General features: G+C 64.5%; 22 protein-coding genes and 1 pseudogene. 14 read left to right on the plus strand and 9 right to left on the minus strand.

Annotated elements, in window-relative coordinates; genetic code table 11:
• Positions 1–49: 49 nt before the first annotated feature.
• The 3 genes and pseudogenes from uvrA to WDM24_RS19620 all read right to left on the minus strand — a co-directional run bounded on the left by uvrA (position 50) and on the right by WDM24_RS19620 (position 4999).
• Positions 50–3037 (minus strand): excinuclease ABC subunit UvrA, encoded by a 2988-nt coding sequence (uvrA, locus tag WDM24_RS19610; protein WP_338700930.1) that lies wholly within the window; start codon positions 3035–3037, stop codon positions 50–52.
• Positions 3038–3282: 245 nt separating this feature from the next.
• Positions 3283–3938, minus strand: a pseudogene (locus tag WDM24_RS19615) (outer membrane protein).
• A 317-nt stretch (positions 3939–4255) separates the two neighbouring features.
• Positions 4256–4999 carry an outer membrane protein gene (locus WDM24_RS19620; protein WP_166205149.1) on the minus strand — a complete coding sequence of 248 codons (744 nt, stop codon included), beginning with the start codon at positions 4997–4999 and terminating at the stop codon, positions 4256–4258.
• A gap of 454 nt (positions 5000–5453) precedes the next feature.
• Between WDM24_RS19620 and WDM24_RS19625 the strand changes: the two genes are divergently transcribed.
• The 3 genes from WDM24_RS19625 (at position 5454) to gyrA (ending at position 9528) form a co-directional block, all read left to right on the plus strand.
• Entirely contained in the window at positions 5454–5939 is a 486-nt protein-coding gene (locus WDM24_RS19625) for a single-stranded DNA-binding protein (protein ID WP_029082655.1), read from the plus strand.
• Positions 5940–6191: 252 nt separating this feature from the next.
• Entirely contained in the window at positions 6192–6590 is a 399-nt protein-coding gene (locus WDM24_RS19630; RefSeq protein WP_166306783.1) for a DUF2306 domain-containing protein, read from the plus strand.
• A 211-nt stretch (positions 6591–6801) separates the two neighbouring features.
• Positions 6802–9528: a DNA gyrase subunit A gene (gyrA, locus tag WDM24_RS19635; RefSeq protein WP_166295756.1), complete on the plus strand. Its 2727-nt coding sequence runs from the start codon at positions 6802–6804 to the stop codon at positions 9526–9528.
• Positions 9529–9938: 410 nt separating this feature from the next.
• On the opposite strand, the gene WDM24_RS19640 is transcribed toward gyrA, so the two are convergent.
• A complete protein-coding gene (locus WDM24_RS19640) occupies positions 9939–10124 on the minus strand; it encodes a hypothetical protein (RefSeq protein ID WP_029082652.1) in 186 nt (61 codons plus the stop codon).
• 261 nt (positions 10125–10385) lie between these two features.
• On the opposite strand from WDM24_RS19640, the gene WDM24_RS19645 reads away from it, so the two are divergent.
• Both WDM24_RS19645 and WDM24_RS19650 read left to right on the plus strand, forming a co-directional pair.
• The gene (locus tag WDM24_RS19645; RefSeq protein WP_338832148.1) at positions 10386–11195 is read left to right on the plus strand and encodes a transglutaminase family protein; all 810 of its coding nucleotides are present in this window, start codon (positions 10386–10388) and stop codon (positions 11193–11195) included.
• Complete coding sequence (locus WDM24_RS19650; protein ID WP_166295751.1) at positions 11192–11383, plus strand: hypothetical protein; 192 nt, start codon at positions 11192–11194, stop codon at positions 11381–11383. Before WDM24_RS19645 ends, WDM24_RS19650 begins: the two co-directional genes overlap by 4 nt.
• 36 nt (positions 11384–11419) lie before the next feature.
• On the opposite strand, the gene WDM24_RS19655 is transcribed toward WDM24_RS19650, so the two are convergent.
• Positions 11420–12397 carry an aminoglycoside phosphotransferase family protein gene (locus tag WDM24_RS19655; RefSeq protein ID WP_338832149.1) on the minus strand — a complete coding sequence of 326 codons (978 nt, stop codon included), beginning with the start codon at positions 12395–12397 and terminating at the stop codon, positions 11420–11422.
• 172 nt (positions 12398–12569) lie between these two features.
• On the opposite strand from WDM24_RS19655, the gene WDM24_RS19660 reads away from it, so the two are divergent.
• A complete protein-coding gene (locus WDM24_RS19660) occupies positions 12570–13604 on the plus strand; it encodes an IS110 family transposase (protein ID WP_338826979.1) in 1035 nt (344 codons plus the stop codon).
• Positions 13605–13955: 351 nt separating this feature from the next.
• On the opposite strand, the gene WDM24_RS19665 is transcribed toward WDM24_RS19660, so the two are convergent.
• The gene (locus WDM24_RS19665) at positions 13956–15854 is read right to left on the minus strand and encodes a potassium transporter Kup (protein ID WP_166306780.1); all 1899 of its coding nucleotides are present in this window, start codon (positions 15852–15854) and stop codon (positions 13956–13958) included.
• A 189-nt stretch (positions 15855–16043) separates the two neighbouring features.
• Entirely contained in the window at positions 16044–16301 is a 258-nt protein-coding gene (locus tag WDM24_RS19670; protein WP_166295745.1) for a hypothetical protein, read from the minus strand.
• Between the two features lie 268 nt (positions 16302–16569).
• On the opposite strand from WDM24_RS19670, the gene coaD reads away from it, so the two are divergent.
• The 5 genes from coaD (at position 16570) to queA (ending at position 19758) form a co-directional block, all read left to right on the plus strand.
• A complete protein-coding gene (gene coaD, locus WDM24_RS19675) occupies positions 16570–17067 on the plus strand; it encodes a pantetheine-phosphate adenylyltransferase (RefSeq protein ID WP_166295742.1) in 498 nt (165 codons plus the stop codon).
• Between the two features lie 47 nt (positions 17068–17114).
• Complete coding sequence (locus tag WDM24_RS19680; protein ID WP_338700941.1) at positions 17115–17678, plus strand: peptidylprolyl isomerase; 564 nt, start codon at positions 17115–17117, stop codon at positions 17676–17678.
• Between the two features lie 6 nt (positions 17679–17684).
• Complete coding sequence (locus WDM24_RS19685; RefSeq protein ID WP_338832150.1) at positions 17685–18125, plus strand: hypothetical protein; 441 nt, start codon at positions 17685–17687, stop codon at positions 18123–18125.
• A complete protein-coding gene (locus WDM24_RS19690; RefSeq protein WP_016846097.1) occupies positions 18101–18565 on the plus strand; it encodes a peptidylprolyl isomerase in 465 nt (154 codons plus the stop codon). Before WDM24_RS19685 ends, WDM24_RS19690 begins: the two co-directional genes overlap by 25 nt.
• Positions 18566–18681: 116 nt before the next feature.
• Entirely contained in the window at positions 18682–19758 is a 1077-nt protein-coding gene (gene queA, locus WDM24_RS19695) for a tRNA preQ1(34) S-adenosylmethionine ribosyltransferase-isomerase QueA (RefSeq protein ID WP_338832151.1), read from the plus strand.
• Between the two features lie 64 nt (positions 19759–19822).
• Here the strand turns inward: queA and WDM24_RS19700 are convergent, their stop codons facing one another.
• Together WDM24_RS19700 and WDM24_RS19705 are read right to left on the minus strand one after the other, a co-directional pair.
• A complete protein-coding gene (locus tag WDM24_RS19700) occupies positions 19823–20581 on the minus strand; it encodes an SDR family oxidoreductase (protein ID WP_338832152.1) in 759 nt (252 codons plus the stop codon).
• A 76-nt stretch (positions 20582–20657) separates the two neighbouring features.
• Positions 20658–21926, minus strand: a complete 1269-nt coding sequence (locus WDM24_RS19705) for an ROK family protein (protein ID WP_338832153.1) — start codon at positions 21924–21926, stop codon at positions 20658–20660.
• 261 nt (positions 21927–22187) lie between these two features.
• On the opposite strand from WDM24_RS19705, the gene WDM24_RS19710 reads away from it, so the two are divergent.
• The 3 genes from WDM24_RS19710 (at position 22188) to WDM24_RS19720 (ending at position 25802) form a co-directional block, all read left to right on the plus strand.
• Positions 22188–23153: a sugar-binding protein gene (locus WDM24_RS19710; protein WP_338832154.1), complete on the plus strand. Its 966-nt coding sequence runs from the start codon at positions 22188–22190 to the stop codon at positions 23151–23153.
• A 64-nt stretch (positions 23154–23217) separates the two neighbouring features.
• On the plus strand, positions 23218–24744 hold the full coding sequence (locus WDM24_RS19715; protein WP_338832155.1) for a sugar ABC transporter ATP-binding protein: 1527 nt from the start codon (positions 23218–23220) through the stop codon (positions 24742–24744).
• Positions 24741–25802, plus strand: coding sequence for an ABC transporter permease (locus WDM24_RS19720; RefSeq protein WP_029082637.1), 1062 nt, complete (start codon positions 24741–24743; stop codon positions 25800–25802). The genes WDM24_RS19715 and WDM24_RS19720 overlap by 4 nt, the downstream gene beginning before the upstream one ends.
• Positions 25803–25944: the final 142 nt, after the last annotated feature.

A 25944-nucleotide genomic window follows, 5' to 3' on the forward strand; every position in this document is an offset into this window, starting at 1 on the left:
GACCAGTCAGAAGTGTATTGACGCGTCGGGGACGTCAGGGATCCCCAAACTACTCCGCCGCCTCGCTCGCGCTGCTCTTCCTCGGCTTGCTGTTCGCCTTCTTCAGCACCGGTGCCAGGAATTTGCCGGTGTAGCTCCTCGGCGCCTTGACGATGTCCTCCGGCGGGCCCCAGGCGACGATCTCGCCGCCGCCGTCGCCGCCTTCGGGGCCGAGGTCGATCACCCAGTCGGCGGTCTTGATGACCTCGAGATTGTGCTCGATCACGACGACCGTGTTGCCCTGGGCGACCAGCTCGTGCAGCACCTCGAGCAGCTTTGCCACATCGTGGAAGTGCAGGCCGGTGGTCGGCTCGTCCAGGATGTAGAGCGTGCGGCCGGTGGCGCGCTTTGACAGCTCCTTTGCCAGCTTGACGCGCTGGGCTTCGCCGCCGGACAGCGTGGTGGCCTGCTGGCCGACATGGATGTAGTCGAGGCCGACGCGGTGCAGGGTCTGGAAGGTCTCGCGCACGCGCGGCACCGCCTTGAAGAATTCGGCGGCTTCCTCGACCGTCATGTCGAGCACGTCGGCGATGCTCTTGCCCTTGAACAGCACCTCCAGGGTCTCGCGGTTGTAGCGCTTGCCCTTGCAGGTGTCGCAGGTGACGTAGACGTCGGGCAGGAAGTGCATCTCGATCTTGATGACGCCGTCGCCCTGGCAGGCCTCGCAGCGGCCGCCCTTGACGTTGAAGGAGAAGCGCCCGGGCTCGTAGCCGCGCGCCTTCGCCTCCGGCAGGCCGGCGAACCATTCGCGGATCGGCGTGAAGGCGCCGGTATAGGTCGCGGGGTTCGAGCGCGGCGTGCGGCCGATCGGCGACTGATCGATGTCGATGATCTTGTCGATGTGCTCGAGGCCCTCGATACGGTCGTGCGGTGCGGCGCCTTCGCTGGCGTTGTTGAGCTTGCGGGCGATCGCGCGGTACAGCGTGTCGATCAGCAATGTCGACTTGCCGCCGCCGGAGACGCCGGTGACACAGGTGAACAGGCCGAGCGGGATCTCGGCCGAGACGTTCTTCAGATTGTTGCCGCGGGCGTTGATCACCTTGATGGTGCGCCGGTGGTTCGGCGGCCGCCGGTCCGGGATCGCAACCGACAGCTCGCCGGTCAGGTATTTGCCGGTCAGCGATTTCGGGTTGCGCATGATCTGGTCGGGCGTGCCTTCGGCCACGATGTGGCCGCCATGCATGCCGGCGCCGGGGCCGATGTCGAGCACATAATCGGCGAGGCGGATCGCGTCCTCGTCATGCTCGACCACGACGACCGTGTTGCCGAGGTCGCGCAGCCGCTTCAACGTGTCGAGCAGGCGGGCATTGTCGCGCTGGTGCAGGCCGATCGAGGGTTCGTCCAGCACGTAGAGCACGCCAGTCAGTCCCGAGCCGATCTGCGACGCCAGGCGGATGCGCTGGCTCTCGCCGCCCGACAGCGTGCCGGAGGAGCGCGACAGCGTCAGGTAGTTCAGGCCGACGTCGAGCAGGAAGGTCAGGCGCTCGCGGATCTCCTTGAGGATACGCGCGGCGATTTCGTTCTGCTGCGCGTTGAGTGCCGCCGGCACCGTCTCGAACCATTCGCCGGCGCGCCTGACTGAGAGCTCCGAGATCTCGCCGATGTGCTTAGCCCCGATCTTGACGCACAGCGCCTCCGGCTTCAGCCGGTAGCCGTTGCAGCCGGCGCAGGGCACGTCGGAGAAATACTTGCCGAGCTCCTCGCGCGCCCACTCGCTCTCGGTCTCGCGGTAGCGGCGGTTGATGTTGGTGATGACGCCCTCGAACGGCTTCTTGGTGTCGTAGGAGCGGACGCCATCCTCATAGGAGAACTTGATCTCGTCGTCGCCGGAGCCGTGCAGCAGCGCGGCCTGCACCTTCTTGGGCAGGTCCTTCCACTTGGTGTCGAGCGTGAACTTGTAGTGCTTGCCGAGCGCGGTCAGGGTCTGGATGTAATAGGGCGAGGAGGATTTCGCCCAGGGCGCGATCGCGCCCTTGCGCAAGGTCAGCTCCTTGTCGGGGATGACGAGATCCTCGTCGATATGCTGTTCGACGCCGAGGCCGCCGCAGGCCGGGCACGCGCCATAGGGATTGTTGAACGAAAAGAGTCTGGGCTCGATCTCGGGGATCGTGAAGCCCGAAACCGGACAGGCGAATTTTTCCGAGAACAGGATTCGTTCGGGGCCGCTCTTGTCGTGGATCTTTGCGGTCTTCTTCTTGTCCTCTTTCTTCTCGTCCTGCGCAGCCGCCGCCGGCGCGTCGGCGTATTCGATCACGGCGAGGCCTTCGGCGAGCTTCAGCGCGGTCTCAAAACTTTCCGCGAGGCGCTGCGAAAGGTCGGGGCGCACCACGATGCGGTCGACCACGACGTCGATGTCGTGCGGGAATTTCTTGTCGAGCGCGGGCGCCTCCGACAGCTCGTAGAAGGTGCCGTCGATCTTGACGCGCTGAAAGCCCTTCTTGAGGTACTCGGCGAGCTCCTTCTTGTACTCGCCCTTGCGGCCGCGCACGACCGGCGCCAGCAGATAGAGGCGGGTGCCCTCGGGGAGCGCCAGCACGCGGTCGACCATCTGCGAGACGATCTGGCTCTCGATCGGCAGCCCAGTGGCCGGCGAATAGGGCACGCCGACGCGGGCCCACAACAGGCGCATGTAGTCGTAGATCTCGGTGACGGTGCCGACGGTGGAGCGCGGGTTCTTCGACGTCGTCTTCTGCTCGATCGAGATCGCAGGAGATAAGCCGTCGATCTGGTCGACGTCGGGCTTCTGCATCATCTCGAGGAACTGGCGCGCATAGGCCGACAGCGACTCGACGTAGCGGCGCTGGCCCTCGGCATAGATGGTGTCGAATGCGAGCGACGACTTGCCGGAGCCGGACAGACCGGTGAACACGACCAGTCTGTCGCGCGGAATCTCGACGTCGATGTTCTTCAGATTGTGTTCGCGCGCGCCGCGGATCGTGATGGCGCGCGATGAGGAGCCGGCGTTCTGTTGGCGCTTCGCCTTGAGCACTTCATCCATTGCGACAATTCCGGGCGCATGATCGGGCGCCTTTTGGGCGCGCATCGCCGGTGATGCCGGGACCTTGCGCCGATGGGTGAGAAGACTGGAACGTAGGAAGAACGGCGGCAGATTTCCAGTGCTGAGTCGTCTCCATCAACGGATAGTTTGCCTGATGGCAGCAGCCGTCAGCAGGGCTGGTTCCCAGGCGCAAAAAAGGCCGGCGCGAGGCCGGCCTTTCCGAGACCTTGCGGTCTGTCGTTCACTCAGTACTTGGCGACGATCGGGCCGCCGAAGTGATAGTTCACGCCGAACTGGACGCTATGCAGGTTGAGGTCGCCGGAGGGCACGCCGAAATAGTCCTCGCTGCTCAGGCTGCGATACAGGTACTCGCCCTTGATCGACCACTGCGGAGCGATGAAGGCCTCGATGCCCGCGCCGACGGTCCAGCCGGAGTGGAAGTGGCTCTGCGAGGTGGTCAGGCCAAAGCCGCTAAGGGTGAGCTTGTTGTCGATCCAGGCGTAGCCGCCGGTGCCGTAGAACAGCACCTTGTCGCGAAGCCGAGGCGGCCACGCACGGTGCCGAGCGCGTCGGTCTTGCTCGTCGCGGTGATGCCGAATCCGGTGGCGGAAGCACTGACGTCAGCCCAGCCACCGTCGGCCTCGAGGCCGTACACGATGTTGCTGGTCTGCCAGTTGTAGCCGATGGTGCCGCCGGCGAAGCCGCCTTCCATCTTCGGATTGCCGGAATCCTCGCTGGCATAGCCACCGAAGCCGCCGATGTAGAAGCCGGTCCAGTTGTAGATCGCGGCCGGCGGCGGAGCCTTCACGTAGGGGGCGCGTGCAGCCATGTCGGCGGCCATCGCGGGTGCAAGAGCGCTCAGTGCGAGCATGCCGGCCGATGCCAGCAAAACATTCCTGATTTTCAAAGTCCGAGTCCCGTTTTCTTGCCCATTTTCTTGTGGTCACTTCAAACATTCGAAGAGAGCGTCACAGCATTGCGTGACGATCACATGTTTCTACACAGAGATCGCGGAGGTTGTGTAACCAGGAAACCACAATGCACGGAAAACGAGCGCGCGAGGTGCGCACGTACCAATAGGAGAGTTGGCACGAGGCTGGCTCGATGGAAATCAACCGTCGCGCGGACGGTATCCGGCTCAGTATTTGAATCGATCGCGCAAACAAAAAGGCCGGCGCAACGCCGGCCTTTCGTCTGGATCAGATCCGCTGCGTGCGATCAGTAGCGCGCAACGACCGGGCCACCCCACTTGTAGTTCACGCGGACGGTGACGAGGTCGACGTCCTGGCGGTCGCGGATGGTGCTGAACAGCGCGCCATTCGGGGTGGTGAGGTTGTAGGTTTTGTCCTGCATGAACAGGTGGTCGTATTCGATACCGGCGGTCCAGTTCGGCGCGAAGCCGACTTCGATGCCGGCGCCGATGGTGCCACCCCAGCGGGTGTCGGTGGCGCGGCCGCCGAGCGCGCCGGTCGGCGTGAAGTAGGTGCTGAAGCGGTTGTCGGTCAGCGCCGCACCGCCCTTGGCGTAGAGCAGCACGTTGTTGACCGCGTAGCCGATCTGGCCGGTGAACAGGCCGAACGCGTCGATCTTGCTCTGGTTGGTGAACAGGCCCGGGAAGATCGCGCTGCCGTTGCTGCCCTTCAGGTCAGCCCAGTCGCCCTGCGCTTCGAGGCCGAACACCCAGGTGCCCGCCTGCCAGCGATAGCCGATCTGGCCACCGGCGACGCCGCCCGTCGCATCGTGGCAACCATCCGATCCGATGAAAGTGCCGCCCGGGAGCTGATCCCAGCAATTGTGGCTCGAACCCCAACCGCCGTTGGCGCCGATATAGAAGCCGCTCCAGTCATAGACGGCGGCGATCATCGGCGGCGCCTTGGTGTAGGGGCGGGCTGCCAGATCGGCTGCCGCCGCAGGCGCGGCGAACGCAATCAGAGCAACGGTCGCGAGCAAAAACTTCTTCATCATCAATCCCCAGCTTCCCAAATCGGCTTCCAACTGGTCCCGAAGCACGATCTCAGACGCGAGCGCCCGCGCCATGGTTGGAATCTATACGCTGATTCAACCGGAAGCGCCGTCTCCCAAATGCAACACTCGCGGAAGAAGTGCCGACAGAACAAGATACTGATTTTATTGCAATTAGTCTGAGTGATCGCCGCGAGGCGACCGCTGATCCCGTGACCGGCGGCCGCGCCAACGCCGTCGCCGGCTGCTACGGCAGGTTGTGGTGAACAAAACTGGAACAATGCCGGCGGCGGTGCTATATCTCGATCTCAATAATCGTGGATAACCGCGCGACGGCAAAGGCGTCGGGCCGGCGCCGGCGTATAGGGTCATCCACGACGCCTGCAATGTAAGTGGCGAAGGTTGAGAGTGGCGGCCGATGTCCGGCGCCCGGTTTTTGAGTGGAGATGATGCGATGGCGGGAAGCGTGAACAAGGTGATCCTGGTTGGGAACCTCGGCAAGGATCCGGAAATCCGGCGGACGCAGGACGGCCGTCCGATCGCAAATCTGTCGATCGCCACTTCGGAAACCTGGCGCGACAAGGGCACCGGCGAGCGCAAGGAAAAGACCGAGTGGCACCGCGTCGTGATCTTCAACGAAGGTCTCTGCAAGGTCGCCGAGCAGTATCTGAAGAAGGGCGCCAAGGTGTACATCGAGGGTCAGTTGCAGACCCGCAAATGGACCGACCAGAGCGGCGTCGAGAAGTACTCGACCGAGGTCGTGCTGCAGGGCTTCAACTCCAACCTGACGATGCTCGACGGGCGCAGCGGCGGAGGCGGTAGCTTCTCCGATGATGGCGGCAGCGATTTCGGCTCGGCCGGACCGGTCAGCTCGGCGCCGCGCCGTGCAGTCGCCGCAGGTGGCCGCAACAGCGATATGGACGACGACATCCCGTTCTGACGGGATCGCGCCTCCCACATTCTGTCAGGCGTCACCCCCGTGAAGATCATTTCCCGGGGCGGCGGTACGACGCGCGAGGGAGGTCCTTTGTGTGGATTATGAGGATAACCTCGTATCAATCTGATATTACGTGATTGTCGGAAGAGGCCTTCGGGGGTTCCCCGTGCTTTGACACAGGCTGATGTGAATGATATTTACATCGGCCTGCGGCGAGCGATGCCTGGCCGCGCGCATCACCCGAGGGCCGCTATCATGAGCCTCGCGCCATTGCTCGACGCTGCGCCTGCGATCCCGCTCCATGCCTTCGCGGCGATGGCCGCCTTCGTGCTCGGCTCGATTCAGCTCGCCGCACCGAAGGGCACGCTGCCGCACCGGACGCTCGGCTGGATCTGGGTGATCCTGATGCTGATCGTCGCCGGGAGCTCGTTCTGGATCCACCAGATCCGGCTGCTGGGCCCGTGGAGCCCGATCCACCTGCTGTCGATCTTCTCGCTGGCGATGCTGGTGCTCGGCGTGACGGCGGCACGGAGCCACAATGTCCGCCGCCACAAGTTCACGATGATCGGCATTTTCTTCGGCGCGCTGGTCATTGCCGGGCTGTTCACCTTCATGCCCGGGCGGATCATGCATGCCGTGATCTTCGGCCAGTAACTGAGCGAAAAAGGGCATTGCGAAGCCGTTCCGCCCGGTCTTCGTCAGCTCGCATTCGCCACGCAGAGCGGGCCCGCCGGGAACCTGCAATGTCGCCGGTAAGTGCATGAAAAAACGAAGGGAAAAACGGCTTGCCGGAGCCGCGTAAGGGTGGTTATCAGGCCCTCGATACGCTATATGATTCCCCAGCAGAACTGACCGGATTTCCCCTTTGTCCGAACCCGAAGACGACAAGCCCGGCGAGCCGCCGGTGCCCTCAGATATTCGTCCCGTTTCCATTCTCGACGAGATGAAGAAGTCCTACCTCGATTACGCGATGAGCGTGATCGTGTCGCGTGCGCTGCCCGATGCGCGCGACGGGCTGAAGCCGGTGCACCGGCGCATTCTCTACTCGATGCATGAGCAGGGACATACGCCGGACAAGAAGTACGTAAAATCCGCGCGCGTCGTCGGCGACGTGATCGGTAAATATCACCCGCACGGCGACCAGTCGATTTACGACGCGATGGTCCGGATGGCGCAGGACTTCTCGCTGCGCGTGCCGCTGATCGACGGACAGGGCAATTTCGGCTCGGTCGACGGCGATCCGCCTGCGGCCTATCGATATACCGAGGCACGGCTGACGAAGGCGGCGCTCGCCGTTCTCGCCGACATCGACATGGAAACCGTCGATTTCCAGCCGAACTACGACAATTCCGAGCAGGAGCCGTCGGTTCTGCCGGCCAGGTTCCCGAACCTTCTGGTCAACGGCGCGGGCGGCATCGCGGTCGGCATGGCGACCAACATCCCGCCGCACAATCTCGGCGAGGTCGTCGACGCCTGTGTGGCGCTGATCGACAACCCGGCGCTTTCGATCGACGAGCTCATCAACATCATTCCGGGACCGGATTTCCCAACCGGTGGCGTCATCCTGGGACGCCAGGGCATCCGCTCGGCCTATCACCTCGGCCGCGGCTCGATCGTAATGCGCGGCAAGGTGGCGATCGACACCATCCGCAAGGACCGTGAAGCGATCATCATCACCGAAATTCCCTATCAGGTGAACAAGGCGACGATGGTCGAGCGTATCGCCGACCTGGTGAAAGAGAAGAAGATCGAGGGCATTGGCGATCTGCGCGACGAGTCCGACCGCGACGGCTATCGCGTCGTCATCGAGCTGAAGCGCGAAGCGGTGCCCGATGTGGTGCTCAACCAGCTCTATCGGTTCACGCCGCTGCAGTCGAACTTCCCCGCCAACATGCTGGCGCTGGATTCCGGTCGTCCGCAGACGATGAATCTGAAGGACCTGCTCACCATCTTCGTCGCGTTCCGCGAGCAGGTGGTGACCCGGCGGACCAAATTCCTGCTCGGCAAGGCGCGCGACCGCGCCCATATCCTGGTCGGCCTTGCGATCGCGGTCGCCAATATCGATGAAATGATCCGCGTCATCAGAACCTCGCCCGATCCGAACACGGCGCGCGAGTCCCTGATGTCGCGCGACTGGCCGGCGCGCGACGTCGAGGCGATGATCACGCTGATCGACGATCCCCGGCATCGCATCAATGACGACGGTACGCTCCGGCTGTCGATGGAGCAGGCCAAGGCCATCCTCGACCTGCGGCTGCAGCGCCTGACCGCTCTGGGGCGGGACGAGATCTCCGAAGAGCTCGACAAGCTCGCGGCGGAGATCGCCGACTATCTCGACATCCTGCGGTCTCGCGCCCGCGTTCAGGCGATCATCAAGACCGAACTGGCCGAGGTGAAGCAGCAGTTCGCAACCCCGCGCAAGACCGTGATCATCGAGCAGGAAGGCGAGGTCGAGGACGAGGACCTGATCCAGCGCGAGGACATGGTCGTGACGGTGTCGCACGCCGGCTATGTCAAGCGCGTGCCGCTCTCGGCCTACCGGGCGCAGCGCCGCGGCGGCAAGGGCCGCGCCGGCATGCAGACCCGCGACGAGGATTTCGTCTCGCGCCTGTTCGTGGCCTCCACCCACACGCCGGTGCTGTTCTTCTCCTCGCGCGGCCAGGTCTACAAGGAGAAGGTCTGGCGGCTGCCGATGGCAGCGCCGAACGCGCGCGGCAAGGCGCTGATCAACATCCTGCCGCTGGAGCAGGGCGAGCGTATCACCACGATCATGCCGTTGCCGGAGGATGAATCCTCCTGGGGCAATCTCGACGTGATGTTCGCGACCACCAGCGGCACCGTTCGCCGCAACAAGCTGTCCGACTTCGTCGATGTCCGCCGCTCCGGCATCATTGCCATGAAGCTCGGGGAGGGCGAGGCGATCGTCGACGTGCAGATCTGCACCGAACGTGACGACGTGCTGCTGACCGCCGCGGGCGGGCAGTGCATCCGTTTCCCGGTCACCGATGTGCGCGTCTTCACCGGCCGCACCTCGATGGGCGTGCGCGGCATTGCACTGGCCGACGCCGACAAGCTGATCTCGCTCTCGATCCTGCGCCATGTCGAGACGACCTCGGACGAGCGCTCGGCGTACTTGAAGATGCGCCGCGCGGTGGCCGGCGAGACTGGGGCCGAGGAGCCGGTCGAGGCGGAAGGCGAAGAGGCGGCGAATGCGATCCAGCTGTCGCAGGAGCGCTATGCCGAGCTGTCGGCGGCCGAGCAGGTGGTGCTCACGGTCTCCGTCAACGGCTTCGGCAAGCGGACCTCGTCCTACGAGTACCGCACCACCGGCCGCGGCGGCAAAGGCATCGTCGCGATGAGCGTCAACAACCGCAACGGCAATTTGGTGGCGTCGTTCCCGGTCGAGGACGCCGACCAGATCATGCTGGTCACCGACAAGGGCCAGCTGATCCGCTGCCCGGTGGCCGACATCCGCGTCGCCGGCCGCTCCACCCAGGGCGTGATCGTGTTCGACACCGCCGAGGACGAGCACGTGGTCTCGGTCGAGCATATTCCAGAAGAGGAAAACGGCGCGAACGGCAACGGCGAGTAAGGCCGTTCTCGAACGTGGTTCGTTGCATGCGGCTCGAGGTCAGGCCCCCGCCGCGGGTTGATACATGCCTGATTGCCTGGGCGGGCCGGGCTGCGCCTGTGCGTCGTTTCGCCGAGCTTGAGGCACTTGCTTCTCTGTTCGTCGAAAAGCGACCCGCTCAGGGCGTTTGGGAGGCAGATAGCATTGTGAACAGTGCGTTATCGCCGTCTCTTTGCGCTGTTTCGCGTGACGTCGCGTAGCCGTGCACGAGCTCAAGACCGCCTTCGGAAATATACCATTTCCAGCGCGTGGGCTCGTTCTGCGCAATCACGGTAACCTCAAGGAGGCGAACGCGGCTTTGTTTGGCCATCTTGCCGATATGCGTCCTGGGCGGCCCGTCTGCCAGTGCGGCCGATTTGGTCGAGCAGGGGTTATCTCTTCTTCTTCGGCGGCGGCGGTGGCGGATCGATCTCGGCGATTTTACGCAGGCAATCGGCTTCGGTGTCATGCGGGCCCGTCACGAATGTTCCGCTGACCTTTGTGGAGTACCAACCGGAAATCACGCCGAGGCGGACGGACTCTTCAGTCTTGACGTGGCGAGGCGAGAGATTTTGCATCAGGGTCTTTCGGTGAGCGCGTTCCGAAACTGTGTCGAACGCACGGAGGAGGCTTTCAAGCATCCGACTCGAACATTCGTCGGGTTCGAGTCGCGCTGGCAAGCCGCGCCAGCTCGGCAAGCGCTGCCGTTCCTGCGCGCTATTGCGGCAAATAGCCATCATTTTCTCGCGCGATGCGGGTATTTGTCCGACGAGGCAGATCGTACCTTGTATTCGCCCGCTTCGTAGCCATGTCGGTGGTGCAAAGAGGATGTATTTCGGATGAAGCTTCGCGTCGGATTCGAAATGCACTACGAGTTCCCGCAGCCGACGCCCATCATCATGGTGCTGGGCACGCACTTCACGCGCGCGTCCGACATCATCGTCCCCGACTACCTGACCACTACCCCCTCAGTGCCGATCACGCCGTATCGCGACGGATTCGGCAATTGGTGCAGCCGTATCGTTGCGCCGGCCGGTCCGATGCGGCTGGCGGCCGATGGCGTCGTGCGCGACAGCGGCGAGCCTGATCCGGTGTTTGCTTCGGCCGGCCAGCACGCGGTCGAGGACCTGCCGTCGGACACGCTGGTCTATCTGCTTGGCAGCCGCTATTGCGAGACCGACCGGCTGTCGGAAATCGCATGGAAGCTGTTCGAGGCCACGCCGCCGGGCTGGCCGCGGGTCCAGGCCATTTGCGATTTCGTCCATCGCCACATCACTTTCGGCTACGAGCACGCCCGCGCCACCAAGACGGCGTGGGAGGCCTTCAACGAATGCAAGGGCGTGTGCCGCGACTACGCGCATCTCGCTATTGCCTTCTGCCGCTGCATGAACATTCCGGCGCGCTATTGCACCGGCTATCTCAGCGACATCGGCACCCCGCTGCCTTGGGCAGCCGGTGATTTCGCCGGCTGGTTCGAGGCCTATATCGGCGGGCGTTGGCATATGTTCGATCCGCGCAACAACGTGCCGCGGATCGGCCGGGTTCTGATCGCACATGGACGGGATGCGTCCGACGTTCCGATCACGCAGACGTTTGGGCCAAACACGCTGATTTCGTTCAAGGTCTGGACCGACGAGGCCGCGTCGTGACGGATCATCCCCAAGCCCTCAGTTCGGACGAGTTCGCCTCCCTGGTCGAGGTCGGCAAGGGCGAAGCGCAACGGGAGATTCCCCAGTTGCACTGGGAGCGCCTTGTCGGTCTCGGCTACGCAGTCAGACGGCTCGGTGAACTCGGCCTGACTGCATCCGGCATTCGTCGTCTCGCGGCGGGCGAATAGACCTTCAGGCCCTTCGATGTCGACGTCCGATTTGGGTCAATGAGCCAAGCCCTGACCGGCCGAATTCTCGAGTTCTCTGGTGAGGCCGGAGAGCGCGTCCGCCCGGCCGATCTGGGCGAACCAGCACCAGAGCTCGAGCGTGCAGGCGAGCCGGTAGAGCGCGATCGTGGCTTCCCAGTCGGGGCGGTCGCGGGTGCCGTGGCCCGCGAGCAATCCGTCGCGCTTGGGCGCATCCTTCGGCGTGAAGTAATAGAGCGCCTTGGCGATATCCATCAGGGGATCGCCGGCGGTGGCATTCTCGAAATCGACGATGCCTGAGAGTTGCGGTGTGCCTTCCGGCGTCACCAGCATGTTTCCGGCATGGAGATCGTAGTGGCACAGGCGGGGCCGGTCGGCGGCGTCGAACAGGTCGCTGCGTGCGGCAATGCTGTGCCGGAGCCGCCCGGCCAGCGCCGGGTCGCCGCCGCGCGTGCAAAACTCCGTCAGCTTTCGCTCGAACTGGGCGGACATGTAGGCGCGGTTGGTCGGGTGCGGCGTCCAGACCCCGCGCGGGCCGATATAGCCGAAGCTGTCGAGCGTGACGTCGTTGATGCGGCGGAGCGCTTCGCCCATGGCGGCGTAGATCACAAACAGTTGCTGATCAGTCAGGGCCGGCTCGCGGCCGCCGAGCACCACGCCGTCGAGCTTCGTCATCAGCACGAAGCTGAGGTCGATCACCGAGCGCGTGTCGTCGGCGACGAGAATACGGGGAACAGGGATGTCGACCGCGCGCAACAGCCCTAGGACGTGGACCTCCTTCGCCATCTTCCATTGCAGCTGCGCCGGGTAGACCTTGAGGATGCAGCCCGGCGCGTCCGCCAGCACGATCTCGAGGATCGTGCTGATCTCGCCGCCGCGCAGCTCGATGACGTCGCGCACCGTTGCGCCCGGCGCGACTCGGTTGATGATGGCCTGCGCCTGGTCGATCGAGACCGCCAGCCGCGGCTTCAGCTGAAGGGGCGGATCGTCTGACATTCCCGGAGATCACTCGTAGATGGGGTAACGGGCCGGCCGCCCGCTCGCTACGGCGCGATTTGGAAGCGCGCTCGCGAGCGGCCTGTTGGTTGGAAGGCGGTCGTCCCTCAAACTGATGGTGTCAATAAACGGAGTCGGGCAAGCCCGCTCCAAGCATCATTAAGGGACGACCATGTACCACTATGCAGGAATCGACGTGTCTTTGGAATGCTCGAGCGTCTGCCTTGTCGATGGGACAGGTAAGATTTTGCGCGAGGCGAGGGTTGCGAGTGAGCCGGAGGCCTTGATCACCTGGTTGCGGTCGCTGGGGTTGGTGCTGGAACGGATCGGGCTGGAGGCTGGTCCGCTGTCGCAATGGCTCTACGCAGCGATGCGGGATGCGGGCCTGGCAGTCGAACTGTTGGAGACGCGGCACGTCCGCGATGCCTTCAAGGCGATGCCGGTGAAGTCGGACCGCAACGATGCCCGCGGGATCGCGCAACTGATGCGGCTGGGCTGGTTCCGGCCGGTGCACTGCAAGTCGATCGAAGCGCAGGAGACGCGGGCGGTTCTGACGGCACGCAAGCTGCTGCAGTCCAAGCTGCGCGACATCGAGAACAGCCTGCGCGGCGTGCTCCGCGGCTTCGGTCTGAAGGTCGGCACGACCACCGAGCGCACGTTCGCCGAACGCATCCGGGAGCTCGTAGCGGGCCATCCCGGACTTGAGATCGTGGCACAGGCGCTGCTCGAAGCCCACGCCGTGCTGCGGCGCGAGTTCAATGGCCTGGATAAGCACACCCAAAAGCTCGCCAGGTCGCACCCTCAAGCCCGCCTCCTGATGACGACACCGTCCGTCGGCCCGATCGTGGCGCTTACCTACGCCGCGGCGGTCGACGACCCGAAGCGCTTCCGGTCCTCGAAGGCGACGGGAGCGCATTTTGGCCTCACCCCGAAGAAGTACCAATCGGGCGAAACCGACTATACCGGCCGCATCAGCAAGATCGGCGATGCCTCCGTGCGCGAGGCGCTCTATCAGGCGGCTCACGTCATGCTGACCAAGCCGGTCAGGAACTGCTCGGCGCTGAAAGGCTGGGCGATGCGGATCGCCCGGCGCGCAGGCCTGCGCAAGGCCAAGGTGGCGCTCGCACGCAAGCTCGCCGTCGTTCTGCATCGCATGCTCGCCGACGCCAAACCGTTCAACCCGATGGCCAAGGCCTCGGCAACCTAAGCAAGGAGCAGCAATCGGTTCTGGGCGGGCCACGACACCAGGCTCTCCCTGAGCGAGGTCCCTGCGCCGGGACGATGGATCCGGTCAGGCCGCCATCCGGGAAGTGGCTCACAACCACGCTTCCGTAGATTGGCCGGCCGGCTCCTCAATGCACCCCATCAGGCGACGGCCTTCGCGCCGATCCCGTACAGAAGCAAGTGCCCGGCGAGTGGATCACGCAAAAAGGGATTGACTTACAAAGGCCCGTTACAGAAGCCCGGATGCAGCGAAGCGAAATCCGGGGGCTTGCGATACGGCCGTCACTTGTCCCAGATTGCGCTTCGCTGCATCCGGGCTACGCAGAAGTTGAAATCAGATCTCGATCTCCGTGCCGAACTCCACGACCTGACCGGTCGGCACGCCGAAGAATGCCGCCGTCCGCTCCGCATTGCGCTGCAGGAAGGCGAACAGCGATTCCCGCCACACCCACATGCCCGGAACGTCCTCGCGCGGGATGATGGTCTCGCGGCCGATGTAATAGGTCACGTCGGAAAGATCGATGCCAGGCAACTTGCTCTGCTGGCAGGCGAGCTTCAGCCCCTCATAGATCGTCGGATACTGCATGAAGCCATAATGCAGGATGATCCGCGTGATGCCCGGGACGATCTCGACCACCTCGGCGCGCTCCTCATCGGAAATCCTCGGCCGCTCCTCGATCAGCACGGTGACCAGCAGCACGCGCTGATGCAGCACGTGGTTGTGCTTGACGAACTGGGTCAGCGCGAGCGGCACGCCGTTGGGGGCCGACGCCAGGAACACGGCGGTGCCGGGCAGGCGGGCGCTGCATTTGTTGACGGCGGTTTCGATCAGATCCTCTTCAGGCTGCCGCAGCTTGCCGCGCGCCTTCTCGACCAGCTTCACGCCGCTGCGCCAGGTCAGCATCAGGAACGCCACCGCGGCCGCGAGCAGCAGCGGGAACCAGCCGCCCTCGAACAGCTTGGTCGAGTTTGCCGCAAAGAAGATCGCGTCGATGATGAAGAAGAAGCCGTTCACCGCGATCACGATGATCGGCGAATAGCCCCACTGGATCGCGACCAGCGCGGCGAGCAGGGTGGTGATCGCCATCAGCAGCGACACCGCGATGCCGTAGGCGCCGGCCAGCGCGTCCGAGGTGCCGAACGCCAGCACCGCGCCGAGCGTCCCGGCCGCGAGCAGCCAGTTCACCAGCGGCACGTAGATCTGGCCGATCGCATCGCTCGTGGTGTGCTCGATATGCATGCGCGGCAGGAAGCCGAGCTGGATCGACTGCTGGGTCAGCGAGAACACGCCGGAGATGATGGCCTGCGAGGCGATCACGGTGGCGATGGTCGCGAGCAGGACGAGCGGGTAATGCGCCCAGTCGGGCGACAGCTGGAAGAACGGGTTGTCGATCGCGGTCGGGTCGGTGATCAGGAGCCCGGCCTGGCCGAAATAATTCAGCACCAGCGCGGGCAGGCAGATGGCGAACCAGGCGAGCCGGATTGGAAAGCGGCCGAAATGCCCCATGTCGGCATACATCGCCTCACCGCCGGTGACCGCGAGGAAGGCGGCGCCGAGAATGGCAAAGCTGACGTGAAAATCCTGATGGATCAGGAAATCGAATGCGTAGAAGGGGCTCAGCGCAACCAGCACGCCGGGCGCCTTGACGATGCCGTGAATGCCCAGCACTGCGAGCACCCCGAACCAGAACAGCATCACCGGGCCAAATATCTTGCCGATGAAGCCCGTGCCCTGCTTCTGCATCATGAACAGGCCGATCAGGATGACGACGGTGACCGGCACCACGGCCGGCGCCAGCGATGGCGCGTCGACCTTCAGGCCCTCGATCGCCGACAGCACCGAGATCGCCGGCGTGATCGCGCCGTCGCCGTAGAGCAGCGCGGCGCCGATCAGGCCTACGACCAGAAGATGGGCGCGCCAGGTGCCGGGCGCCGCGTTGCGCGCCGACAGCAGCGCCAGCAGGGCGACGATGCCGCCTTCGCCGCGGTTGTCCGCGCGCAGGATCAGCAACGCATATTTGACCGAGATGATGAGGATCAGCGCCCACAGGATCAGCGAGACCACGCCGAGCACCGCGCTCTCGGTGAGCGGTCCGCCATGGGTGGCGGCCTTGGCGGCTTCCTTGAGGGCGTAGAGGGGGCTGGTTCCGATGTCGCCATAGACGACGCCCAAGGCACCGAGGGTGACGGCAACCGGGATCGGACTGCTCGGAGGGTGGCCAGAAGAAACGATCGCGGGCGTACTCGTCACGGCAATCCCCTGATGGCTTGCGCCCGCCGGATCATCCGGACGGGCGCCTTAGACGATAGTCTGCGACGGGACGCCGCAAATTACCATTGGGATTTGTGTGACGGCCTGAGGCTGACGAGGGCTGTCCGTTCCGGTGACGTCGGAGCGGTGTCTGCTTTGCTTGGAAACGAACTACGGGGTGCGGTCGGCGGTGACGAGGCGGGCTTCGCGAACCACCGTCTTGGTGCCGGCGGAGCGCAGGCAGGAGGCCTCGAAATTCGGCCAGGCCTGCTGCGAACAGTCCTTGCCGACCAGATGGATATCGAGACGATCGGCCTTGGCGAGCGGCCGCGGAGTGGAGGCTTCGACCTGCGGAGCAAAGCCCGGCAGAATGGTGAGCGCGGCGGCGATGAACGCGGCAACAGCGATGGCGGAAAATGCCTTGATCATGACGGTCCCCATGTGAACGAGCCCCCCGGGCCCGTCGTTTCGTTGTGCAATCTCTACCGGCCGCACGTTTCCTGGTGTCTTCGCCACCGCGGGAAATGGTTTCGTCGGGGGCCGGCTTTGTTTCGTCCGCCAGCGGCCGACGAAACATTCACCCACGTAGACGCTGGCATCCCAGGACTCGTTCACTGGACGAGCGACAAAATGTTCTGTGGGTATCGATGGAACCAAGGCCGCTTGCCGGGGCGAGCGGGGCGGGTTAGGAGGGGCTATGCCCCGTATCGCGATCTATCCTGGTTCCTTCGATCCCGTGACCAACGGCCATCTGGACGTGGTCCGACAGGCCGTCGGCCTGTGCGACCGCCTGGTGGTTGCCGTCGCCATCAACGCCGGTAAAAAGCCGCTGTTCACGACCGAGGAACGGCTGGACATGCTCCGCGAGCTGTGCGGCCCGATCGCCCAGCAAGCGGGCTGTGCCTTGGATTGCACCACCTATGACAATTTGACGGTGACGGCGGCGCGCAAGCTCGGCGCGACCATCATGATTCGCGGCCTGCGCGACGGCACCGATCTCGACTACGAGATGCAACTCGCCGGCATGAACGAGGCGATGGCGCCCGAGGTGCATACCGTGTTCGTTCCGGCGTCGGTCGCGGTCCGCCCGATCACCGCCACACTGGTGCGCCAAATCGCCCAGATGGGCGGCGACTTCTCTGCATTCGTACCGTCATCGGTCGCCGCTAGCCTGAAGGCCAAGTTCGCCGGCTGACCCCGGCTGCCTGCCACATCCCGAACGTCCAGAGATCCGGAGTTTCCATGATCCGCATTCTTGCATTCGTTGCCGCGCTGCTTTGCGTCGTGCCCGCGGTCGCGCAACCGCTGCCCGCCGGTCTCGACAAGGCCAATGCGATCGTGATCGACACCACCAAGGGCCGCATCGTCATCAAGCTGCGCACCGACATCGCGCCGAAGCATGCCGAGCGCATCAAGCAGCTCGCGCGCGAGGGCTTCTACGACAACGTGCCGTTCCATCGGGTGATGGACGGCTTCATGGCGCAGACCGGCGACGGCCAGAATTTCAACGGCACCGGCGGCTCGAAATATCCGAACCTGAAGCAGGAGTTCTCGCAGGTTCCGTTCAAGCGCGGCATCGTCGGCATGGCCCGGCGCGGCGATAGCGTCGACAGCGCCAATTCGCAGTTCTTCATCATGTTCGCCGACGGCTCGAGCCTCAACGGCCAGTACACCGTGATCGGCGAGGTGGTGTCGGGCATGGACGTGGTCGACAAGCTGAAGAAGGCGCCTGCGGGCTCGCCCAGCGGCAGCGTCACCGATCCCGACAAGATGGTGAAGGTGCAGGTCGCATCCGACGTGAAGTGATCCGCGATGGCGGCGCGCAGCAGACCACTTGCCTGGTTCGCCGCGCCGCTCGCGGTGTGGCTCGCGCTGACCCCATCGATGGCGGCCGAGCCGGAGCAACTCAATACGATCAAGGATGTGGTGCTGGCCATCCACCGCTGCTGGCGGCCGCCACCGGCAGACAAGGCCGGCCCGATCGACATTACCGTCATTGTCAGCTTCAACCGCGAGGGCGCGATCCTCGGACATCCGAGGATCAGCTATGAATCGCAGGAAGCGACCGACAATGACCGGATCGCATACCGGGTCGCGGTGATGGAGGCGTTGCAACGCTGCACGCCGTTGCCATTTACCGAGAGTCTGGGCGGCGCGGTGGCTGGCCGTCCGTTCGCGATCCCGTTCAGGAACAAGAAGTATCCACCCCGAAGCCAGGAGAAGCGAGCATGGCTGCTACCGAAAATACTCTGATCCTCGAAACCACGCAGGGCCCGGTCACGATCGAGATGCGCCCGGATCTCGCGCCGGGCCATGTCGCGCGGATCAAGGAACTGGTGCGCGAAGGCTTCTACGACGGCATCGTGTTCCACCGCGTGATCGACGGCTTCATGGCGCAGACCGGCTGTCCGCAGGGCACCGGCATGGGCGGCTCCGGCAAGAAGCTGAAGGCCGAATTCAACAAGGAGCCGCATGTCCGCGGCACCGCCTCGATGGCCCGCGCCGCCAATCCGGATTCCGGCGACAGCCAGTTCTTCATCTGCTTCGACGACGCCTCCTTCCTCAACGGCCAGTACACGGTCTGGGGCAAGGTCACCGAGGGCATGGAGAATGTCGACAAGATCAAGCGCGGCGAGCCGGTGAAGGATCCGGACAAGATCGTCAAGGCGCGGATGGCCGCCGACGCGGCTTGACCTAAGACACTCCGTCATTCCGGAGGCCGCGTCTTGCGCGGCCATCGGGAATCTCGAGATTCCGGGTTCACGCTTCGCGTGCCCCGGAATGACGCCCGATGAGGCGCCGCGAGACAATGCGCACCGATCTCTTCGACTTCGAGCTCCCGCCTGACAGCATCGCGCTCCGCCCCGCGAGCCCGCGTGATGCCGCGCGGATGCTGGTGGTGCATCCCGACGGCGTGCTGCGCGACGCGACCATCGCCGACCTGCCGCATTGGCTGGAGCCGGGCGATCAGATCGTCGTCAACGACACCAAGGTGATCGCGGCCCAGCTCAAGGGCCGCCGCATCGGACGCGAGACCGAGCCGAAAATCGAGGCGACGCTGATCAAGCGGCTCGATGGCTCGCGCTGGCAGGCGCTGGTGAAGCCGGCGAAGAAGCTCAGCCCCGGCGACACCATCCGCTTCGGCAATGAGGGCAAGGTCTGCCTGCTCGGCCATCTCGATGCGACGGTCGAGGCCAAGGGGCAGGAGGGCGAGGTGACGCTGTCATTCTCGTTCCATGGCCCCGCGCTCGACCAGGCCATTGCAGATGTCGGCGTCACGCCGCTGCCGCCCTACATCGCCTCCAAGCGCACGCCCGACGACCAGGACGTCAGCGACTACCAGACCATGTTCGCCGCCAATGAAGGCGCGGTCGCAGCGCCGACGGCGGGGCTGCACTTCACGCCGGCGCTGCAGGCCGCGTTGCGCGATCGCGGCATCGAGCTGCATCGGCTGACATTGCATGTCGGGGCAGGGACGTTCCTGCCGGTCAAGGTGGACGAAACCGCCGAGCACAAGATGCATGCCGAATGGGGCTGCATCACCGCCGAGACCGCCGCCGCGCTGAACGCTGCGCGCGCCAGAGGCGGCCGGGTCATCGCGATCGGCACCACATCGCTGCGGCTTCTCGAAAGCGCTGCCAATGCCGACGGCACGATCCAGCCGTTTGCGGCGGAAACCTCGATCTTCATCACGCCGGGCTACCGCTTCCGCGCGGTCGATATCCTGCTGACAAACTTCCATCTGCCGCGCTCGACGCTGTTCATGCTGGTCTCGGCCTTCTCAGGCCTCGAGACGATGCAGCGCGCCTACGCGCACGCGATCAGGGACGGCTACCGGTTTTATTCATACGGCGATGCCTGCCTGCTGTTTCGCGCGCGGGACTAGCGCGCCGATCGGCAGCGGAAGTCGATTGCTTGTGCGCCGTTGAATCGGCCGGCAGCGGCCGCGGTCAGACCCAGCCGCCGTCGACGATGTAGTTCTGATTGGTGCAGGCGCCGCTGTCGTCGGCGGCGAAGAACAGCACGACGCGCGCGATGTCGTCAGGCACCAGCTTGCGCTTGAGGCATTGGCGCTCCATGAGCTCGGTCACGCCTTCCGGCGTCAACCACATCTCCTGCTGCCGTTGCGTCATGATCCATCCGGGAAGGATCGAATTGACCCGCACATTGTGCGGTCCGAGATCGCGAGCGAGCGCGCGGGTCAGGCCCTGAATCGCCGATTTGGCCGTGGTGTAGCAGGGCATGTTGCCCTGGCCGATCACCCAGCTCACCGAGCCGATGTTGACGATCGCACCGCCGCCGGCCTGTTTCATGTCAGGCGCGATCGCCTGGGCGCTGAAGAACTGATGCTTCAGGTTGACGGCGATCCGCTCGTCCCAGAATTCGGGTGTGACGTCCTCGATCGCGTGACGGTCGTCGCGCGCCGCGTTGTTGACCAGGATGGTGATCGGCCCGAGCACCTCGCGGATAGCGGCGACCGCGCGGCGCAGCGCGCCGATGTCGCGCAAATCGCCGTGCGCGAAGTGCACGCGGGCCTGTGCCGGCAGGCTGGACAGCAGCTGGTTCGAGGCCGTCGCATCGATGTCGATGAAGCCGACCCGTGCGCCCTGGGCGACGAATTGGCGGACGATGGCCTCGCCGATGCCGGAACCGCCGCCGGTCACCAGTACGGTTCGGTCCTTGAGGCTTGGATAGATCGCGCCATGCATTGGCATTCTCTCGGTTTTGCGCCTGAACGGCGTCTGTTGCGTTGCTGCGGCTGAAAGGCGCCGCAGCTTGCGATAATCACTCGGCAGTTTCCATGCGGTTTCGATCCACGACTCGCAGCGTCCGCCGCACCATGCCGTCGACAATGGCCGCGGATTCGCTCGGGCGCACATAGATCGCGGTGGACTTGAGCAGCCACGGCAGCACCGCCTGCTCGAGCCGCTCCTCATAGGCGTGGCGCATCATCTCGAAGGCCTGCAGGCCGGGGCCCGCGAGAATGACGTGATGCGGGCGCAGCACCGAGATCGTTGCGGCGACCGCCTCGGCAAGCGAACGGCCTGCCGCCTGGAATAGATGCTCGAGGCGCGGATCGCCGCCCTGTGCGCGCTCGCGCAGCAGCGCCATCTGCGGCTCGGACGGCTGCTGCGACGCCGCCGGCGGCAGGTCGAGAAAGGTGCGCGCGTCGCGATAGAGCGCATAGTCGGCGAGATAGGCCTCGATGCAGCCGCGCTGGCCGCAGCGGCATTGCGGACCGTCCGGCGCCAGCTTGACATGGCCGATCTCGCTGCCGGCGTCGGCGCCCCAGCGGGCTTCACCGTCGAGGACGACGCCCATGCCGACGCCGTGGCCGACCACGATGGTGGCCGAAAGGCCCTGCGCCAGCGCCGGCTCCGCGGCGGTCAGCGCCAGCGCAACGGCGACCGCGTCGTTCGCCATCACCGGCTCGATGCCGAACGCCTCGCGGATCGGCTTCGCCAGATCGACGTCGGTGGCCGACAGCGCCGGGCTCCACAGCTGCCGGCCCGTATCTGCGTTCACGATGCCTTGCAACGCGATCCCGATTCCCAACAGCCGATGGCGCGGCGTGGCGGTTGCATCGAGCATCGCATCGATCTGCGCGACGACGAGGGTGCGCAGCGCGCTCGCATCGAGCGCGCGTGTCGGGAGCTCAAGCCGGGATTGCGCCACGGCGGAGCCTGAGAAATCCGCGATCAGCGTCTCAATCATGTTCATGCGCAGCGAGACCGCGACGACGCGACCGAACTCCGGATTCAGGGTCAGCAGCACCGCCGGCCGGCCACGGCGGCGGAGTGTCAGCCCGTCGGCATCCTCGTCGTCGCTGTCGTCAGGCCAGGACACCGTCTCGGTCTCGGCCTCGCGCAGCACCTCTTCGGCGATCAGTTTCGAGGTGATGGCTGAAATGGCCGGGAAGCTCAGCCCCGTGCTGCGTGCGAGCTCGACACGCGGCAATGGCCCCTGACGTCGCAGGACCTCCACGAGACGTCCGCGATTCGATCCGCGGGTGACGGCTGAAACACGCTTCGACGGCTCGGTCTGCTCAATCATCTCGCTTCTTTAATTCTGTTAGAGAAATTAATCAACGCGCACGGCGCCAAGTGTAATCGAAAAGGCACAGTCAGATGCGATCTACCGGGCCATATCTACTATCATCGTACCTTGTGCACTATTCAAGCTAGAAGATGAGGGTCAAAACATCCTTGACTGCATGTTTTTCCCTTCTTAGTTTCTTCGCTAAGTAAATAAAATAAGCGCAACAAGCGCGATGCGTGACGCCCCTCACACCGGGGGGATCAAGGGGAGGTACATATGAGAAGCCCAATGAAGAAATTGGTCTTGCCGCTGCTGGCGAGTGCTGCCGCGCTCGCGATGGCCGCAGGCGTGGCGCAGGCCGAGTCGAAAAAGACCATCGCGCTGGTGACAAATGTGGCGGCCGACTTCTGGACCATTGCCGGCCGCGGGCTCGAGAAGGCGCAGAAGGAGCACCCGGACTACAACATCGAGCTGATCGTCACTAACGAAGGCACCGCGGCAGGCCAGCGGCGCGAGCTGGACGACCTCCTGGTGCGCGGCGTCGCCGGCATCTCGATCTCGGTCGACGATGCGCCGCACGCAACCGAACAACTCAACAAGGTTGCGGCCAAGACCGTGCTGATCACGACGGATAGCGACGCGCCGCAGAGCAATCGTGTCGCCTATATCGGCACCGACAATGTCGCGGCCGGGCGGCAGGCGGGCGAGGAGATCAAGAAGGCGCTGCCGAATGGCGGCAAGATCGCGCTGTTCGTCGGCACGATGGACGCCGACAACGCCCGCGAGCGCGTGCAGGGCATCAAGGAATCGATCGCCGGCACCAAGGTCGAGCTGGTCGACGTTTTCACCGACCAGGTGGACTTCGCCAAGGCCAAGGCGAACATGGAAAACGTGCTCGTCAAATATCCCGACATCGCGCTGTTGTCCGGGCTGTGGAGCTACGAGACGCCGCTGATCTACGACGCGGTCAAGGCGGCGGGCAAGGCCGGCAAGGTCAAGATCGTCGGCTTCGACGAGGACCAGCGCACCTTGCGGGGCATTTCCGACGGCACGATCGAATCCACGGTCGTGCAGCAGCCGTACGAGTTCGGCTATCTCTCCGCGACCAACATCATCAAGACGCTGAACGGCGACAAGTCCTGGATTCCGAAAGACAGCAAGCTGATCGTGCCGACCAAGGTGATCAGCAAGTCCAACGTCGCGGAATTCACCGCATACCTGAAAGAACTGCTGAAGAAGTAACTTCAGTGTGTCTCACCGCCCGGCCGCCACTGGCTGCCGGGCGTCGTGCGGAAGGAAACGACGAATGGCGGAGACGCTGCTTGAACTCGCCGGCATCAGCAAGACCTATCCCGGTGTCAGGGCCCTCGACGATGTCAGCCTGCGCGTCTACCGCGGCGAGGTGCTGGGCCTGATCGGCGAGAACGGCGCCGGCAAATCGACGCTGATGCGCGTGCTGGGTGGCGTGATCGCGCCGAGCGAGGGTGTGATCCGGATCGGCGGCAACGACCATGCCCGGATGACGGTGAGCGAGGCGACGCGATGCGGCATCGCCTTCGTGCATCAGGAGCTGAACCTGTTCGAGAATCTCGACGTCGCGGCCAACGTCTTCATCGGGCGCGAGAAGCTCACCGGCGGTCCGCTTAAGCTGGTGGACAACGCCGAGATGCATGCCCGCGTGGCGCCGCTGCTCAAGCGGCTCGGCGCCGATTTCGCGCCGGACACGCTGGTCGACAGCCTGTCGATCGCCGAGCGGCAGATGGTGGAGATCGCCAAGGCGCTCTCGATGGACGCACGCGTGATCATCATGGACGAGCCGACCTCGAGCCTGACGATCTCGGAGACCGAACGGCTGCTGGGGGTGATTGCCGATCTGAAGGCGCACGGCATCTCGGTGATCTATATCTCGCATCGGCTGTGCGAGATCATGACCTGCGCCGACCGCGTTGCGGTGCTGCGCGACGGACGCACGGTGGGCGAGCTGGCGCGTCACGAGCTCAGCCATGCCGCGATGATCCGGCTGATGATCGGCCGCGACCTGAACACGCTCTACACGCCGCCGAAGCAGCCGCCGCAGCAGGGCGGCTGCGATATCAGCGGCGTTGTGACCAGCGCCTATCCCGACCAGGAGATCAATCTGTCGGTGCGGCGCGGCGAGATCCTCGGCCTGGCAGGGCTCGTGGGCGCCGGCCGCACCTCGCTCGCCCGCGCGGCGTTCGGCATCGACCCGCTGCTCGGTGGCGAGATCAGGATCGACAACGCGCCGGTCGGTGTCAGGTCGCCGAAGGATGCGATCAGGCAGGGGATTTATTTGGTGCCGGAGGACCGTAAGAAATCCGGGCTGGTGCTGGAATTGCCGATCCGGGAGAACGTGACGCTCGCGAACCTGCGCAAATATGCGCGGATGTGGCTGGTCAGCGGCGCGGCCGAGCGCGAGGTCGCGAAACAGCAGGCGAGGAGACTGTCGATCAAGGCGCCGAGCGTCGATATCGAGGCGGTGACGCTCTCCGGCGGCAACCAGCAGAAAGTCGTGCTGGGCAAGTGGCTATCTATGCAGCCGCGCGTGATGTTCTTCGACGAGCCGACCCGGGGCATCGATGTCGGTGCCAAGAGCGAGATCTACACGCTGATGCGCGAGCTTGCCGACCAGGGCGTCGCGATCGTGATGATCTCCTCGGACATGGAGGAGGTGATCGGCGTCTCCGACCGCGTGGCGGTGATGCATGAAGGCGCCGTCAGCGGCGTGCTCGAGCGCGAGCAGTTCAGCGAATACAACGTGCTGCGGCTGGCGATCGGTCAAGCACTCGAAACCACGGAAGCCGCTGCGCCATGATGAAGAAAGAACTCGGACTGCTCATATTGCTGGCGGTGATCTCCGCGATCACGGGCGCGATCAATCCGGCCTTCCTGTCATGGGTGAACCTCTTGAACATGGCCAATCTGATCGGCCTGTTCGGCGTGTTCGCGCTGGGCGAGGGGCTCGTGATCATCACCGGCGGTATCGATCTTTCGCTCGGCTCGATGTTCGCGCTGCTTGGCGTCGTCTTCGTCGACCTGCTGACGACCTATCAGCTCGACTGGCCGCTGGCGCTGCTTCTGGTGCTGCTGGGCGGGCTCGGGCTCGGCGGCATCCAGGGGTTCCTGATCACGCGGCTGAAAATGCAGCCCTTCATCGTGACGCTGTGCGGGCTGTTGATCTATCGCGGCGTCGCGCGCTACTACACCAGCGATTCGACGCGCGGCTTCGGCTACGGCGATGAAGCCAAGACACTAAGCGACATCGCCTCCGGCAACGTCGCTGGCATCCCGAACACCTTCATCCTCCTGATCATCCTCGCGCTGATCCTCGGCGTGCTGCTGCACCGCTCGGTCTACGGGCGCTGGCTCTACGCCGTGGGCAAGAACGAGGAAGCGGCGCGCTTCTCCGGCATCAGCACCAATATCGTGATTGCGACGGCATACATCATCAGCGGCGGGCTCGCCGGGATCTCCACCGTGCTGTTCGTGTTCTACACCAACTCGGTCTCGCCGAGCTCGTTCGGCAATTTCTACGAGCTCTATGCGATCGCGGCTGCCGTCCTCGGCGGGTGCAGCCTGCGCGGCGGCGAGGGATCGATCCTCGGCATCGTGCTGGGGACGGCGCTGCTGCAGGTGCTGCAGAATCTGGTGAACATCCTTGGCATCCCCAATTCGCTAAACTTCGCGGTGATGGGGACGGTCATTCTGCTCGGCGTGCTGGCGGATCAGCAATTGCAGGCGCGACGCCGGCGCAAGGTGGCGCTGGCCGGCCTCACCCGCAGCGCGCCGCGATCGAAGGAAAGCACAATTCTGCAAAGCGCGTCATCGCACGGCGCGGCTGTGTTGCCGACGAGTACGGGCGACCAGGCATGACAACTCGATAAGAAAAAACGCGACCGGACTCAGGAATATGGTCGCGGTTCCCTGAGTAGAGGAACAAGGGGAGGAGTTCGATGCGCAAGATTGATGAATCGCACGACGCTCGCGCGCAGCTACGCCGGCTCGCGGACAGACC

The organism is Bradyrhizobium sp. 27S5, from assembly GCF_037217225.1.
GTDB classification, from domain to species: Bacteria; Pseudomonadota; Alphaproteobacteria; order Rhizobiales; family Xanthobacteraceae; genus Bradyrhizobium; species Bradyrhizobium septentrionale.